The organism is uncultured Veillonella sp., from assembly GCF_915069625.1.
GTDB lineage: Bacteria > Bacillota > Negativicutes > Veillonellales > Veillonellaceae > Veillonella.
The window spans coordinates 1-16,353 of the sequence record NZ_CAJZFD010000026.1 but is presented as its reverse complement, the minus strand read 5'-3'; the positions used below and the strand labels follow the sequence as shown (position 1 = coordinate 16,353).

General features: G+C 38.9%; 15 protein-coding genes. 5 read left to right on the top strand and 10 right to left on the bottom strand.

The genetic code is table 11. From position 1 onward, the window contains the following. Positions 1–93: 93 nt before the first annotated feature. Together QZ548_RS02515 and QZ548_RS02510 are read right to left on the bottom strand one after the other, a co-directional pair. Positions 94–1,731 (bottom strand): phosphoglucomutase, encoded by a 1,638-nt coding sequence (locus QZ548_RS02515; RefSeq protein ID WP_295824964.1) that lies wholly within the window; start codon positions 1,729–1,731, stop codon positions 94–96. A gap of 123 nt (positions 1,732–1,854) precedes the next feature. Beyond that, positions 1,855–2,784 carry a YitT family protein gene (locus QZ548_RS02510; protein WP_295868010.1) on the bottom strand — a complete coding sequence of 310 codons (930 nt, stop codon included), beginning with the start codon at positions 2,782–2,784 and terminating at the stop codon, positions 1,855–1,857. A 205-nt stretch (positions 2,785–2,989) separates the two neighbouring features. Here QZ548_RS02510 and ispE point away from each other — a divergent pair, with 205 nt between their 5' ends. The 4 genes from ispE to QZ548_RS02490 all read left to right on the top strand — a co-directional run bounded on the left by ispE (position 2,990) and on the right by QZ548_RS02490 (position 7,712). Next, positions 2,990–3,886, top strand: coding sequence for a 4-(cytidine 5'-diphospho)-2-C-methyl-D-erythritol kinase (ispE, locus tag QZ548_RS02505; protein WP_295868007.1), 897 nt, complete (start codon positions 2,990–2,992; stop codon positions 3,884–3,886). Next, positions 3,883–4,575: a GntR family transcriptional regulator gene (locus QZ548_RS02500; RefSeq protein WP_295868004.1), complete on the top strand. Its 693-nt coding sequence runs from the start codon at positions 3,883–3,885 to the stop codon at positions 4,573–4,575. Before ispE ends, QZ548_RS02500 begins: the two co-directional genes overlap by 4 nt. A gap of 145 nt (positions 4,576–4,720) precedes the next feature. Then, positions 4,721–6,181: a sodium:alanine symporter family protein gene (locus QZ548_RS02495; protein WP_105084952.1), complete on the top strand. Its 1,461-nt coding sequence runs from the start codon at positions 4,721–4,723 to the stop codon at positions 6,179–6,181. A gap of 274 nt (positions 6,182–6,455) precedes the next feature. Beyond that, on the top strand, positions 6,456–7,712 hold the full coding sequence (locus tag QZ548_RS02490; RefSeq protein WP_105094214.1) for a Glu/Leu/Phe/Val dehydrogenase: 1,257 nt from the start codon (positions 6,456–6,458) through the stop codon (positions 7,710–7,712). Between the two features lie 97 nt (positions 7,713–7,809). Here QZ548_RS02490 and QZ548_RS02485 read toward each other — a convergent pair whose 3' ends face one another. The 8 genes from QZ548_RS02485 to QZ548_RS02450 form a co-directional block, all read right to left on the bottom strand. Beyond that, on the bottom strand, positions 7,810–8,301 hold the full coding sequence (locus QZ548_RS02485) for a QueT transporter family protein (RefSeq protein ID WP_024065885.1): 492 nt from the start codon (positions 8,299–8,301) through the stop codon (positions 7,810–7,812). Between the two features lie 470 nt (positions 8,302–8,771). Further along, entirely contained in the window at positions 8,772–9,461 is a 690-nt protein-coding gene (gene queC, locus QZ548_RS02480; RefSeq protein WP_295867999.1) for a 7-cyano-7-deazaguanine synthase QueC, read from the bottom strand. A 68-nt stretch (positions 9,462–9,529) separates the two neighbouring features. Next, positions 9,530–10,285, bottom strand: a complete 756-nt coding sequence (locus QZ548_RS02475; RefSeq protein WP_005385403.1) for an exodeoxyribonuclease III — start codon at positions 10,283–10,285, stop codon at positions 9,530–9,532. Between the two features lie 148 nt (positions 10,286–10,433). Continuing rightward, positions 10,434–10,580 (bottom strand): hypothetical protein, encoded by a 147-nt coding sequence (locus QZ548_RS02470; RefSeq protein WP_241567136.1) that lies wholly within the window; start codon positions 10,578–10,580, stop codon positions 10,434–10,436. Positions 10,581–10,671: 91 nt separating this feature from the next. After that, positions 10,672–11,490: a sulfurtransferase gene (locus QZ548_RS02465; RefSeq protein ID WP_295867991.1), complete on the bottom strand. Its 819-nt coding sequence runs from the start codon at positions 11,488–11,490 to the stop codon at positions 10,672–10,674. A gap of 251 nt (positions 11,491–11,741) precedes the next feature. Then, positions 11,742–12,287 (bottom strand): hypothetical protein, encoded by a 546-nt coding sequence (locus QZ548_RS02460; protein WP_295867988.1) that lies wholly within the window; start codon positions 12,285–12,287, stop codon positions 11,742–11,744. Positions 12,288–12,341: 54 nt separating this feature from the next. Then, the gene (gene dcm / locus QZ548_RS02455; protein ID WP_295867985.1) at positions 12,342–13,637 is read right to left on the bottom strand and encodes a DNA (cytosine-5-)-methyltransferase; all 1,296 of its coding nucleotides are present in this window, start codon (positions 13,635–13,637) and stop codon (positions 12,342–12,344) included. A gap of 84 nt (positions 13,638–13,721) precedes the next feature. Beyond that, positions 13,722–15,104 (bottom strand): Sau3AI family type II restriction endonuclease, encoded by a 1,383-nt coding sequence (locus QZ548_RS02450; protein ID WP_295867983.1) that lies wholly within the window; start codon positions 15,102–15,104, stop codon positions 13,722–13,724. Positions 15,105–15,381: 277 nt separating this feature from the next. Here QZ548_RS02450 and QZ548_RS02445 point away from each other — a divergent pair, with 277 nt between their 5' ends. Then, the gene (locus QZ548_RS02445; RefSeq protein ID WP_105084960.1) at positions 15,382–16,317 is read left to right on the top strand and encodes a DUF3829 domain-containing protein; all 936 of its coding nucleotides are present in this window, start codon (positions 15,382–15,384) and stop codon (positions 16,315–16,317) included. Positions 16,318–16,353 lie beyond the last annotated feature (36 nt).

The window sequence follows — 16,353 nt, the reverse complement described above, 5'->3', positions numbered from 1 at the left end:
CAGGGTATTCAATAAACTATATTAATATATTATATCACATTTATTACTTTTCTACGGTGAAATCTTCATGAGTTTTCATGTAAAAACAGTATTTTACACTTCGTCGGATAATGCAGCCGTTACGATAGCCTCTCCTGCTGTCAATAATGCGACTAAACCTTTATCCCCTTTATAGCTTTCACCATAGATTTTATACAAATCCTCTGTACCGGACGGACGCGCTACAAACCAACCTGTTTCAGTTTCTACGCGAACCCCATCGATGGGCATATCCTTGTATAAAGATGTAGTGCGTATATTCGTAATAGGGTCTCCATCTACCTCTGTGGCCGTAATGGAACTTGCATTCAACTGTTTCAACTTGGCCTTTGCCGCCTTTGTACAAGCCGCATCAATGCGACCAAATCGTGGGTCACCACAACCTTCAACAATATTATTGTAGAGGCGATCAACAGTTGTGCCCATAACGGCATACATTTCCATTGCTAGAAGCGCCATTACCATGCCGTCTTTATCGGTAGTCCATACGGTGCCGTCCTTTTTAAGGAACGATGCGCCTGCAGATTCTTCACCGCCGATACCAATCTCACCATCAAATAATAAAGAGCTAAAATATTTAAAGCCTACCGGAACCTCATAAACCGGAATGTCTTTAACAGCCGCCCATTTATCAATCATAGTGGTACAAACAACGGTTTTACCTACCCCTTTATCAGTCCAACCACGGGTTGTAAACAGATAATCCGCAGCCGCTGTAAGGAATGCATTTGGTGAAATAAGGCCCTCTGCAGTAACGATACCGTAGCGATCATAATCAGGATCATTGCCAACAGCGAGATCATAATTGCCAATTTGTTTAGTTACATCCGCCATCGCATATTCAGAGGAACAATCCATACGCACCTTGCCATCATGGTCATAGGTCATAAAGCTAAAGGTTGGATCGTATTCATCATTGATAATATCCATATTGAGATTATATCGTTCTTTAATAGCACGCCAATAACCAAGGCCACTACCACCTAATGCATTGACAAGAACTTTAGGCTTCGCACTTTGAATTGCTTCCATATTGATGATGGAAGATAACTCTTCCACATATAAGCCCTTATAGTCATAAGGCACTTGTTGATCTGGTTCAATATTATCTATGCTAATGCGTTTAAACCCTTCTAATTCACAATAAGCACGAACGTACTCATTGGCGCGGGTTTCAATCCATTTTGTAATCAACGTATCTGCAGGGCCACCGTTGGTAGCATTATACTTAATGCCCCCATTATCTGGAGGATTGTGAGATGGTGTAATAACGATACCATCTGCTTTTTTATCGTGACTTTCATTATATCGAATGATTGCACGAGACACAGATGGTGTTGGAACAAAGTCCATATCCGCATCAACCATGGCAGTCACACCATTACCAGCAAGTACCTCAAGCACTGTTACTAATGCAGGCTGAGATAAGGCATGTGTATCTTGGCCCACAAAAATGGGCCCTGTCGCACCAAATTGACCACGACCATCACAGATTGCCTGTGTAATAGCCGCTACGTGTAAATCCGTAAAGGTACCATTTAAAGAGGTACCACGGTGGCCTGATGTACCGAAGGATACGAGTTGTGTCGGATCAGTTACATCTGGTGCATTGTCAAAATAGGCATCTACCAGAGTTTGTACATCTATAATATCTTGTTCTTGTACAGGCGTACCTGCTAATTTATGAGCCATAGGAACCTCCTAATCTCAAATGTATATGTCATTCATAAAATATTATATTTACACATAATTAATATGAGATGACTAATGCTTACATTTTGAATTTTACTTTTCTGATTTTACATTTTGCTTTACTTAGCGATTATGTATAGTCTGTGTATTATCCTCTTGTGTGGTACTCTTATCTTTTAACTGTTCACACACTTCAGTAGGGATAATCGGTTGTGTAAAGCCTTGCCCAATGACCTCTTGCGCATCAGTTATTAAGATGAACACATTTGGATCCGCCTCTTGAATAACCTCTTTTAATTTATTTACTTGCAAGAGATTAACGGCTACCATAACGATTTGCTTCGGCGTCCGCGTATAAGCACCAATGCCATTAATGATAGTTGCGCCACGACCAACCTTATTGATGATGCATTCACAGACCTCATCAGTACGATAGGTAATGATGAAAGCAACCTTCCGCTGATTAAAGCCGATAACCACCTTATTCGTAATGATGGTATACACATAGACACTAATAAGTGTGACCGCTACGGCTTCAAGGCCAACAACACCAATTGCGGCAACAAGGATAGCACAGTTTATGGCACTATTAATGGACCCCATTTGAAGTCCATAATATTTACGTACAATGAGTGCAATAGGATCAAGCCCACCTGTGTTACCGCCTACGCGGTACACAATACCAAGGCCTACACCAGTAGTAATACCAGCCATCATGGAACTCAACAAAGGATCCTTAATAATCATGTCATATTGCAAGAAGTTAAATACATCAACCATCCAAGACAGCATCAATGTGCCATACAAGGTTTTGATAACAACACGGGTGCCTAGCCATTTCCAAGCAGCCCAGAATATAGGAATATTTAAAATCATATTCCAAGAACCAACGGATAAGCCCGTTAAATAATACAAAATCAAGCCTACCCCACTAATACCAGTACTCACCAATTTGTGTGGCAATACAAAGGCATCAAGGCCGGCACCAAATATGGCACATCCAACGACTACCATAAGGCATTGATACACAACATCTTTATACTTGGCAAACATAGCTCCCTCCAAATTGCCATTTCACTATAAATATTCTATAATGAACTAACTAAAACATACGCTATTTACAATATATTTAGTAATAAAACAATATGCGTATACAAATTCATCATAAACCACTTAATGGTTATTTTCAATCACTTTATAAGAGTATAAAATAAACATATAAATTGCATATATTCTGTATGTTACAAACGAGGCTATCATGAGTAAAAGTTTTGAGCAACTCGGTTGCAGTAAAATCAATATCGGACTTGCTATTACGGGCAAGCGTGAAGACGGATATCACGATATCGACTCTATCTTCCAATCCATTCGCCTTAGCGACTCCATTTATTTTGCGAAGCATCATTCCGTAGTTTTCTCCGGTGGAGCTCCAGAATTGCCTGAGTATATGCAAAAATTAGTTACTTACGGGGAAGAAAATCTTGCCCTCAAAGCATTACGGGCAGTCCAAGAATATACCGGCTGCAAGGCAGGCGCAGCCATTCACCTATTAAAACGGGTACCTATTCAAGCCGGTCTTGGCGGTGGTAGTGCTGATGCGGCAGCTATGTTAGTAGGTCTCAATCGATTCTGGGACTTACAACTCACCCAAGAGGAACTTTTACAAATCGGTGCTACTCTTGGATCCGATGTGCCATTCCTATTGCAAGGTGGTACAGCACGTGGCACGGGGCGTGGTGAAATATTAACGTACGGAAAATCTCCAGATCCACATTGGTTATTGCTAGTAAAGCCAAAGGTTTCTGTATCAACTGCCGCTGCTTATGGTCGCTTCACGAATAAGTCCGTAACAACAAAACAAACTATCGATACAGTCCAACAACACCTAGAAAACAATGACTTAAAATCAGCATTCCTTACTAGTGCTAATACATTTGAAGAACTACTCTTCCCTGACCATGAGGAACTTGTCATTTGTAAAGAGTTCTTCACTAGTCGTGGGTATCCAACGATTATGACTGGTAGTGGCCCTACAATGGTGGTATTGCTGGATAAACCAATGGAAGCATTACAACTGCAAGAAGAAATCAAAACAGCCGACCATGATTGGCTATCGCTCATTACAAAAACATGTACACAGGAGGACTTACCATGACAAAACGGTTACAACCTATACGACTCGATGCGTATAAACCACTGAGAGAAGTTGTAAGTGAAACATTGCGTCAAGCCATCCAAGATGGAGTCTTAAAACCTGGCGAACGCCTTATGGAAATTCCTTTAGCAGAAGAACTGGGCGTAAGTCGTACACCAATTCGCGAAGCCATTCGTAAGCTTGAACTAGAAGGCTTTGTTGTCATGGTTCCTCGCCGTGGCACATACGTGGCCAATATATCGTTAAAGGATATTACTCAAGTATTCGAAATTCGATCTGCTCTGGAAGAACTCGCAGCAGGCCTTGCTGCCGAACGCATAACCGAAGAGGAAATCGAAACACTAGAACGAATGCTCGTAGAGATCGGCGACCATATGGAGAATAAAGATATGGAGTCCGTCGTAACAGCAGACGTAGAATTCCATGAAGTACTATATCGTGCATCTCGTAACGAACGTTTAGCAGATATCGTACACAACTTGCGGGAGCAAACCTATCGATTCCGTAGCTTCTCTATGAATCAACCGGGCCGACTAAGAAAAACATGGGAAGAACATCGCCAATTAGTAGAGGCCATCGCTTCACATAACGCTACACAAGCTCGAAAACTCGCTAGAATTCATATGGAACATTCTGAACAGACCTTACTACAAGGCATGGAGGAATCACCGGATTTCACTAAAGCTTAAAGAAACATCTTAGTTACTATACAATAATAAACTATTAATAAAATCCTTCACTCTTGTGAGGGATTTTGTTTTACATAGTCTATAGAAATTGATACAATATCATTAATAATTATAAGAATTCTTTTTATGAGAAAGGAGCGTTTTTATGGAAGCAATGCTCAATGATGCTATTTCTACCATTAATGGCTATTTATGGAGTTATTTCATCATCTTTATCCTCATCGGCGCAGGTCTATTCTTTACTATGACAACGAATTTTGTACAAATTCGTATGATTAAAGAAATGATTCGTCTCGTAGTCAATGGTGCAGGTAGTTCTACAGAAAAAAATCATGTATCCTCATTCCAAGCGTTCTGTGTTAGCACCGCATCTCGTGTAGGTGTTGGTAATATCGCAGGTATCGCCATTGCCGTTGTACTTGGTGGTCCTGGTGCTATTTTCTGGATGTGGGTTATCGCTCTTATTGGTGCTGCTACAGGTTTCATCGAATCTACATTGGCACAAATCTACAAAGAACCTGTTGCTAAAGGCGGATTCTACGGTGGCCCAGCATACTACATTCGCTATGGTTTAAACAACAAAGCATTATCTGTTTTATTTGCTATTCTAATCAGTATTACATACGGTTGGATTTATAACTCAGTACAAGCGAACACATTAGCTGCCTCTCTTCAAGTATTTAACTTTGATGTATCCTACACCGGTGCCGTTGTAGCAATACTTCTTGGCCTCATTATTTTTGGTGGTATTCATCGCGTTGCAAAAGCATCTGAAATCATCGTTCCTATCATGGCTGTACTATATATTGCTACTGCATTATTTGTAGTCATTATGAACATCACCCAATTCCCACATGTTATTTATACTATTATTAGCTCAGCCTTTGAACCAGTAGCAGCAGGTGGTGGCTTATTAGGTGCCACTGTAATGAATGGTATTAAACGTGGTCTATTCTCCAACGAAGCCGGTGAAGGTTCTGTGCCTAATGCAGCGGCTACTGCGGCTGTTAACCATCCTGTTGAACAAGGTCTTGTACAAGCATTTGGTGTATTCCTTGATACTTTCATCATTTGTACAGCTTCAGCATTCATTGTACTCATGGTTGGCGACTATAGCACAACAGGTTTAACTGGTGTTGCACTAGTACAACATAATCTAGAACAACAACTTGGTTCTTGGGCTCCAACAGCGGTGGCAATCTTTATCGTAATGTTCTCCTTCAGTTCCTTAATCGGTAACTATTACTATGGTGAAATTAATATTAGCCACTTAACAGAAAAGAGATTCTATCTTCATTTATTCCGTATCGGTGTAATCATCATGACATTTGTAGGCTCCATCGCCTCTCTTGATCTAGTATGGAATTTAGCCGATTTATTCATGGCCTTCTTAGTATTAACTAATATTAGTTCCATCGTACGTATGGGACGTACTGCAGGTCTTGCTCTTGATGACTATATCAAACAACGCAAGGCAGGCATCGAAACACCTGTATTTAACCGTTCTGTTCTTAATCATACATACGGAATCGTATGGTGGGGTGACGGTCAAACTACAGACTCTTCTGTACCTCCTACTCCAGTGGAAGATACAATGGAAAAATAAAATATATTCTCTTATGAGATCGGTGAAAGTATCTTTCATCGGTCTCTTTTTATTTTTTGTAAAAATATCCATTTATACTGTAAAAACTACAATTTACCTCTAACTCCAGAAGTGACTATTATCACAGTAAATATCTATATTCTATACACTTTTCAAGCATTAAAAACTATAGAATATAGTTATAAAATTATAGAGGGTATTCTGTATACAACGTCGAATACAATATGTGTAAAACTAACAACATTTCATGTACTCTAATATTCAGGAGGTAATTATGAGCACATATAACCCATATGAAAACATGTTAAACACATTAGACGTAGCCGCAGAAAAACTTGGCTATACTCGTAGCGAATACGAAGTATTGCGTCATCCAGAACGCGAATTAAAGGTAGCAGTACCTCTTCAACTAGACAATGGTGAAGTTCGCGTATACGAAGGCTATCGTTGCCAACACTCCACATTACGCGGCAGTGCTAAAGGTGGTCTTCGCTTCCATCCGGACTCCGATGAAAACGAAGTTCGTGCATTGGCAGCCTGGATGACTATAAAAAATGCGATTGCTAACATCCCTTACGGTGGCGGTAAAGGCGGTATCAAGGTTGATCCTAAAACTTTAAACCCTCGCGAATTAGAACGCTTAACTCGTAACTTCGTACGTCGTATTGCTCCAATCATCGGTGTTAATACTGACGTTCCAGCCCCAGACGTAAATACAAACGCTCAAATTATGAGCTGGATCGCTGACGAATACAGCACATTAAAAGGCGAATGGAGCCCTGGTATCGTTACTGGTAAACCTATCGAAGTAGGCGGTTCCTTAGGTCGTAATGAAGCGACTGGTCGTGGCTGTCTCATCGCTTTACAAAGTTACTTAGCTAAGAAAAACTTAGACATCAAAAACCTTACTGTAGCAGTTCAAGGCTTCGGTAACGTAGGTTCCGTAGGTGCTCGTCTTATGGCTCAAGCAGGCGCTAAAGTTGTTGCTATCGGCGACGTAAGCGTTAACATCTACAATCCTAACGGTATTGATGTGGAAAAAGCATACGAATATGCTAACTCCCATGGTCGTTCCCTTGAAGGTTACAGCGAACCAGGTATGACTACAATTGGCGCTCAAGAATTATTGGCTCAACCAGTTGACGTATTGTACATGGCAGCTCTTGAAAACCAATTGAACAAAGACAACATGGAAAACATCCAAGCTAAAATTATCTTGGAAGGTGCCAATGGCCCTACTACTAATGATGCAGATAAATACTTCTATGAAAAAGGTATCGACATCATCCCTGACGTTCTTGCTAACGGCGGCGGCGTAGTTGTATCCTACTATGAATGGGTCCAAAACAAAGCTAGCTTCTACTGGACTGAAGAAGAAGTTAATGAACGCTTAACTAAAAATATGCAAAATAGCTTTGAAGCAGTTTGGGAAATGCAACATAAATACAATGTACCTCCTCGTCAAGCAGCGTACATGGTTGCCCTTGAACGTCTCGTAGTAGAAACTAAATGGCGCGGCTACAACTGCTAATACTTTCAACCTCCATAACATTTAGCCATAAAAAAGGCGTAAGCTCATTTGAGCTTACGCCTTTTTGTTTGCCTATAAACCTTTTTATTTATCTATTTTACTTAAAAGCACCTAACAAAGCTGCCATGCTAGGACGGCTGATCAAGGCTTTCACCAAAACAGAGCCAAGCACTGCTGGAATTGTTTGACCCACGATGAGGTTCAATACCAATGGCCAGTATGGAAGGCCAAGTAATGGGCTGAGCCATAACGGTACACATAATGCTGGAACAAAGATAATTGGTAGAATCGCCCACCAAGCACTAAGGCCAAGCTTACGCATACCTACGATTATACCTGTTGTTAAAATACCAACGCCAAAGCCTCCCATCATATCGAGGATACCAAGACCACCGAATAGGAAGTTAGAAATGAGGTTACCAATCCCCATTGGAATTACCAAAAACGGAAAGGCATAAGCAAGTGCATATAATGATGTTGCTATACGAATTTGGTACGCTCCGAAAGAAACGCTTTGCGTTAAATATAGTACAACGATGTACAATGCCACAACCATGGCAGAAATAGTCAATTTACGTGTAGTAATCATAACACTCACCTCCTCAAATAAAAAAAGCATGGCAAAACTACCATGCTATAAATGCTTATGAATTTCCGTAGTTTTGTTTAGAGACAGGATGGTTTCAAACTGTCTTATTTAGTTGTCGCCTTTAGGCAGTTCTAATATTAACATATATCTAATATTTTCGCAATCAATTTGGTTGTAGGCGGACTTATATGTAAATCTACTATTAGTGTTAAGTTGGTAAGGACGGGGTGGCAGGAGATACCTTTCCTCATCGCTCCACTGGCTATACGGTCATCGGCCTAGGGCCTCGACCTGCCAAAGTCGCTCTTTGAAAAGGCATCTCCTGCCACTGCGAATTTAGCGAATCAACAAATAGTCTAATATTAGTGACGTAGCTGTCCGCCTTAATTAAACATAGTATCTTATCTATTAATTTATATGCAAAGTAGCAGCCTAAAAGGCCTCTACTAATTTAATCCAGTTTACGGGTATTATAGAGCAGGGTCTTCAACGTCGTTGGCGCGGAAGGCGGCTTGTCTGTCGATGCAGGTGCCGCAGTGTCCACATGGTTTGTCGCCGCCTTCGTAGCAGGACCATGTTAGGTGGTATGGTACGCCGAGTCGTAGGCCTTCTTTTACGACGTCTGCTTTATTATGGTTAATGAATGGAGCTTCTAAGGAGCATTCTTTGCCGGATCCTTCGAAGATAGCATCACCCATGGATTTATAGAAGTGTTCTGTACAGTCTGGGTATGCATTACCAGCCGCATCATCGCTATGGGCGCCGTAGTAGATATAGCCGCAGTCTAGAGATAAGGCTAAGGAAGCCGCCGCAGATAGGAATAGACCATTTCTAAATGGCACATAGGTGCTAACCGTACCTTCCCCTTCTGTTTCTTGTTGTTCCTTGTATGAACCTTGAGGTATTGCCTCTGTGGATTGGGTCAATAAAGAGCAATTGCTGAAGGCAAACAATTTAGTGACATCCATCGTTTTACCTTCAATTCCATAATAAGCGAGAATAGATGCAGCAGCCTCTAGTTCTTTACTATGTTTTTGACCATATTGAATGGATAACGGCACTACATTGTCTTTGCCAAATCTTTCAATAGCTAGCGCTAAACATGTAGTACTATCTACCCCACCGCTGAATAAGACAACAGCCTTTCGTTTTTGAGCCATAAGGTCTCCTTTCACCTATTATAACAGCCCCATCCTAAGATGAGGCTGTAGATTATACTTTCAATATATTATAAATCGATATCTAATTCTACTGGGCAGTGATCAGAGCCAAAGATTTGTTGGTGAATTTTAGCTTCTTGAATTTTGTCGTCAAGACGTTTAGAGGTGATGAAATAGTCAATTCTCCATCCTGTATTCCGCTCACGAGCCTTACCCATATAAGACCACCAGCTGTATTCTTCAATAGCATCCGGATAGAGGTGACGGAATGTGTCTGTGAAACCAGCACCTAACAGTTCTGTCATTTTAGCACGTTCTTCATCGGAGAAACCTGCATTTTTACGGTTTGTCTTAGGATTTTTAAGGTCGATTTCTTGGTGAGCCACGTTAAGGTCACCACATAGAATGACTGGTTTTTTCTTATCTAATTCAAGCAAATAGTTACGGAATGCGTCTTCCCAAGCCATACGGTACTCAAGACGAGCTAATTCACGTTGGCTATTTGGCGTATAGCAGCATACTAAATAGAAGTTGTCATATTCAGCAGTAATAACACGGCCCTCTTGATCATGTTCTTCAATGCCAATACCGTTAGTTACGGACAACGGTTTAATACGCGTGAATACAGCCGTACCACTATAGCCTTTTTTCACAGCGCTATTCCAGTATTGCTCATAACCTGGCAATTCCAAAGAAATTTGATCAGGTTGCAATTTTGTTTCTTGTAAACAGAAAATATCCGCATCCAGTTCGTTAAAGGATTCCATAAATCCTTTTGTTACAGCGGCACGAAGGCCGTTTACATTCCAAGAAATTAATTTCAATGCTTACTCCTTATTCTAATAATGCTTTTACATACTAATATAGTTTGTGAAAGCCTCTATTTCAACATTTACCTTATATTTTAAAATATTCTTATTTATACTAGCAATTATAGTATGTTATATAGTTCAGCCAGAAAGTTGTACATTACTATTGTTTGTGTTTCTTCGCATGTCTTGCTTCCGCACGAGCCTTTCGAGCGTTTTCGTTTGCTTTAAGATCACTTTCACGTTTTTCACGGAAATAATTAGCTATGGAAGATAAAACAAGAATTACCAACACCGTAACATTAAACATGCCGGGCCCGAAGGTATAGATGTGATAACACAAATAACCAAACGCAACAAGGGTTAGTAGATGTTTTAATATTTTCATTTGCCCTCCTGTATTATCGTAATGTTTCTACACCAGTCTTAAGTGGGAAACCGTCATAGGTTACCCAATCACTAGAGCTACCAACATATAAAGCCGATTCAAGCCCTACTTCGCTCATAGTTAACAGCGCATTACAAGCGGTTACCCCTGAGCCACAGTAAGTCACAACAGGTCTATTTTGGTAGATTTCATTGTAGTACTCGGCTTCTAAATCTTTTACAGACTTAGGCCCATCTACGGTATAACCACTTTCATAAAAATGATTAACAGCACCAGGAATGTGACCAGTCATGCCATCCATCGTATCTACTTGAGACCCATCGTAGCGGAACGGCGCACGAGCATCGATGATAACATGATCGCCGCTTTCACTAGCCTTAAGAACCTCATCTCGACTCATAACCATATGCGTTTGCAATTCATAGTTAAAAACGGAAGGTTCTGTAGGTAATGGAGTCGGCTCTTTAGTTAAAAGATGACCTTCCTTGACCCAACGTTCAATGCCACCAGACAATACGCGTACATCAGTTAAGCCCATGTAGCGCAACGTCCACCAAAGGCGGCCCGCCAAGAAAAGCCAAGAGTCGTATACGACAACCTTGGAATCACGAGTGATACCATAAGACTCAAATGTATGAGCTAAACGCTCCATATCTGGCAACGGATGACGACCACCATGCTCGCCTAAAGGACCTGTTAAATCCTTATTTAAATCCACCGCGTAAGACCCTTTAATATGGCCTTGTTTATAATCTTGATAACCTCGAGCATCTAAGATGATAACCTCATCGAGACAAGATAGTAATTCTTTAGGAGTGATGAAATTGGACATAAGTACTCCTTTCTTTTATTATATCGAAAAATACAAATCTGATAATATTATTATATACCGATATGAAAGTATGGACAATGAATATCAAAATATAATTTAAACAATACGCTAATATGTTCTAATAGCTCTTTCACATCACAAATATCCTATCCATACAAATAAAAGGTACACCTATATAGTATTATAGGCGTACCTTTATATTGTATGCTAATGTATTTCAATTATAAAAGAAAAGAATTCCCACAGTGTAATTAAAAGGTAACTTTATAATATTGTTTAAATGCCTTTACTGAGAGAATATATCCACTTGAAGTTGCATCAACTTTGATATTTTCAGCTGTCTTAATTGGATTTCCAGAGTATATCTCCTTCCCATTAAAGTCATAAATAGCACTAACTTTAAGGCTATTTACAATTCCCGAATCTTTTAACTTTGCTTTTTTTACGGTAGACTTAACCTTTTCTGAATTATACGGCATTTTTGCTAAGTTATTCCTTTTTATTATGCCTTCTATGGACTTATTATAATCATAGTCGGCTATAACATTGCCTTCACCAATATACTTATCTTTCTTATCAACTGTATATACCTTAAATTTTAAAGTATATTTTGGAGGGTTATAAAGTGTACTTTGTATAGAGTTTAAATCGAGATACACATCAACACTACTGCTATGCCGCTCACGCCAAAACTGTGGTGAATTTTGTAACTCACCTAAAGAAATGGCAAGTGTTGCACTGGAAATACAAACAAAAGTAACAATTAAAGTAAATAGTCTAATAAGACGTAACAACATAAATTATCCTCTCTCAACACTAAAGAAAAGGAGCTCTAATCTAGAGCTCCTTTATTAGATAGCATCAATCTTTTGAAGCTCATCACCTATACGTTTAACGATGCCTGTCACAAGTGCATTTCCCATAAAGAACATACGCATACGATCAGATACCTCTACTACTTCACCTTTTGCGTTACGTTTATAGCGAGTCCAGTCATCAGGAAAATCTTGTAAACGCTCAGCTTCAATAGGTGTAATGAGACGATATTTACCATCAATTTTCAAAAGATGTGTAGAGCGATTTACACTACCTTCAGAAGTAAGCATTGTTCGTCCTGGTAAATCAAGAGAGTCATATTCACTCATACCCCCTTCAGAGAAAGTATAAGTATGTCCATTAGCTGAAGTCCGTGTAATTTTCTTAGGTCCACGGAGATATTTAAACTTCTCTAATTTTTCACCATCAATATAATACTCTTCCGGCACTTGATCAGGTGAGACCACAATCTCTTTCATTGGTATTGGTTCTTCATCACCTTTAGGTTCAGTTTCAATCGTATAATAGTACCCGTTTGTCATGAGGCCAGAGTTCCACATTTTACCATCTGAGAAGTTTGCAGAAACTTCAGCAATATCCTCATCAAGCTTATTTGCATTAAAACGTTTCTTAACTGCTTCACCTTTAACAGGGAATTGACGAGCAAAAAGCCCATCTTTAAAGATATAAGATGTGTAACAAGCTAAACGAGTATCTAAATCGGCATCAGTAGGCAATGTGGCTTCGTATTTAGTATGTAATCGTTTTCCCCACTTTGTATCATTTCTAAATACAAAGAAGAACACACGACGTCTCCGTTGTGCACGACCATAATCAGCAGCATTGATAACACGCCACTCCACAGAATAACCTAACTGATTAAACGCAGCCAACATAATTGCAAAATCACGCCCACGTTGGTTAGATGGAGCTTTCAACAAGCGGTCAACATTTTCTAACACTAAATACTTAGGTTTAATGACCTCTGTAGCACGGATAATTTCCCAGAATAGAACCCCTTTTTTCCCTTCGATACCAAGTTCATTCTTCTTACTACGTGCAACCGAATAATCTTGGCAAGGAAAGCCCCCAACAATCATATCTACGCCATTAGCTTTCATTTCCGCAAACTTTTCATTAGGAATTAAAGCTACATCGGTTGGGATATGTTCTATATCAGGAAATCTATATAAACCTACTTCATAGGCATCTTGAGTCTTACGAGATGGCTCATATTGGTTTGAATATAGCGTTTGAAAAACCTTTTTAGAGGAATTTTCTAAACCTACTATAAAACCTCCAACACCATCAAACATGGAGAATATTTTCATTACTTTACCCCTTAATCAATCACCTTCATAGATCACTATTATAGCAGAATTTCCATAAAAGATCAAGATCAAATTGATTTTCTACTATATATCTTTCACAATCTCTGCTATGTATTCTCTATTTAACCAATAGCATTGCTTTGTTATATGTTGTCCATCTGGTAGCTCTACTTGATCTTTGCCATCTCTAGCTTTAGGTCGAATATGACAAATCCCATTAAAGCTAGCACCTGGTAAGTTATTTGACACACCATTACGTACAGGGGTAAGTTGAACCCCTTCTTCCAAAATAGCTTTTGTTGTTTTCCAAAGATCTTTGAGCTCATGCTCAATTATAACCTCTGGCATATTCCACAGCATAATTCCTTTTAAATAAGGTTCTCTATTTTTATTTTCCTTCTCAGTCTCATCATATTGAAATACTACAAATAGATATTTTGTATACTCAAATTTTTCATAAAGCTGAGAGTCTTCCCATGCATCGTTAACCCAACGATGAAAGTCTATTTGTTCAAAGGACATGTGTTCCTTTGGGATTCCAGTAGGCTCAAGCCGTATGGTTTTAAACTTAATATTTGCTTTACTAAACTCTCTAAGTGATTCTAACTTAGTCCCTTTTACACCCAAAACCGCACTAATAAGATTGGCATTAAAAGCCTTATTTTTAGTTACTGGAATATCTACGAGTTTTGCAATTTCAGATACTCGTTTACCAATATATGGAGCGAATCGTTCTTGTAATAATTGTAATGTAGTCTTACTTTTAAGTTCATCAACATTAAAGAGTGATGGAATTGACTGCCTTTCAATAACACGTTGAGCAAACGCAGTCATATAAGAACTTTTAAGAGAGAAGGCACGTTGTTTAGCTGGTATATCAGAAAATGGTTGTTTTCTTACTGACTTAGCATTAACCCCTTTAGTACATGCAGCCAAATACATTGTATCGCTTTCAGAAATATTATGAGCTTCACCAGCTTTAATCTTATCTATAATAGTTTGCCAATCTTGCTTTATAATTTCTAAATCTACAGAATCAAAATTATGCAAAACTGACTTTATTATAGGGAAATCCTTTTTATCTAATTCGTCTTTATATAAGTAAAATATAACCAATAAATTCTTATTTTTTTGCCAAAATGATGATTCTTCAAAAGAGTCTTTATAATCCTCTTCATAGTTAATAATATTTAAAACTAACCGTTCTTTTGCAGAGAAGTCATTCTTTTTATTTTCTTTTATAGCAGTAACTTTTAGCTCTAAACCTAAATCAACAAAATCTGCTTCTGCTCTGCTATTAACGGCCATTTTAAATAAGCCTTCTTCTAAAACCTGACCTATACCGCCCTTGTTTCCCCTACTATCCAGGCGATTATTTATATCAAACTCACCAACCGTTTTACCCTCTGCAGATTCAGCTATATCTAATACTTCTTCAATAGAGTTATAAACCTTATCAGTGCCCATTAGAATCTCCTCCCGTCATATATACATAAATTATATCAAAGGTATTAAGAAATATACTAATTTAACTTTCACAGAGTATATTCATCTATAAATAGCGAATTACAAATATTAATACATGTTCACATAACATAATTTCATCTATTCCTTATGATTCTCAGCTCTATACGTCTTTTTTGGGACCTAAGTTTATGATATAATATAACTAATTACTCTTAGGGGCGTAGTCCGCCCAAACGGATCCAAAAAGAGTTAGTGTGTTTTCAAGGAGCGTGCGCAGTTGAAAAAGGGGTACATCAAGTTAATAGCAGCCGTTATACTTGGCATCGCTATTATCGGTGGTGGGATCTACGGGGTGTATACACTCTTGTCATCCAATACAACGACAATTTTATATCGATCAACCGTTGACGACAAGATCAACGCTATCCGACCTTATATCGTCGCATTAGACTCATATAACGCGTACAGTGTAGCCTATGCAAATCAATTACAACCAACGCTCGAAGAGTTACGTAATGGGTCCCATAACACGACGATTACATTACCTAAATACAAAGATCTTAAAACAGCATTAGAGGCTGCAAAGCAAGATAGCCCTACTCCATACGAAGATGTAAATCAATCAACTAATGATGTATTAGCAGTGCTAGATCAATTGATTCCTGTTGCGGATCAATTGCAAGCCTACTATGTAGAACGTCGTTTTGAAAAAGATAATTTCAAAGGTAGCGATGAGTTAGCGGCACAGTATGTACCTCTAGCTGAACAATTCTACGCTACATACAATGCTTTAGATTTAGCCTTAGATAATCGTAATAATGAGCTCTATACAGAACGCATGACTGAATATCAAGGTGAAAAACGTGAAAATGCAGTTAACTTCATCGAGTTAAATCTCATGACTGCTCAAACAATCGACCTTATCGATCCAGATGGAAATACGGATACCCAAAAGGTTGAAGCAAACTTGCAACAAATCACGCAACGCATCAACAAATTACAACCTGGTACAACATCAGAAACACAAAATGCGGTTCGCGAGTATCAAGACTCCGTAAAAGAATTTGTCGCAGAGGCTCGCAACTATATCATCATCAATTCTTCCTACGGCGAAGCATATACACAACTTTTTATAAAATATAACAAAATGGTTGGTAAAGCAAATGTCGTAAATATGGCAGAACTTGATGCAACAGAGCAAAAGAAAAAATAACTAACTAATGATGATCAATCATATTTATAACCTTTT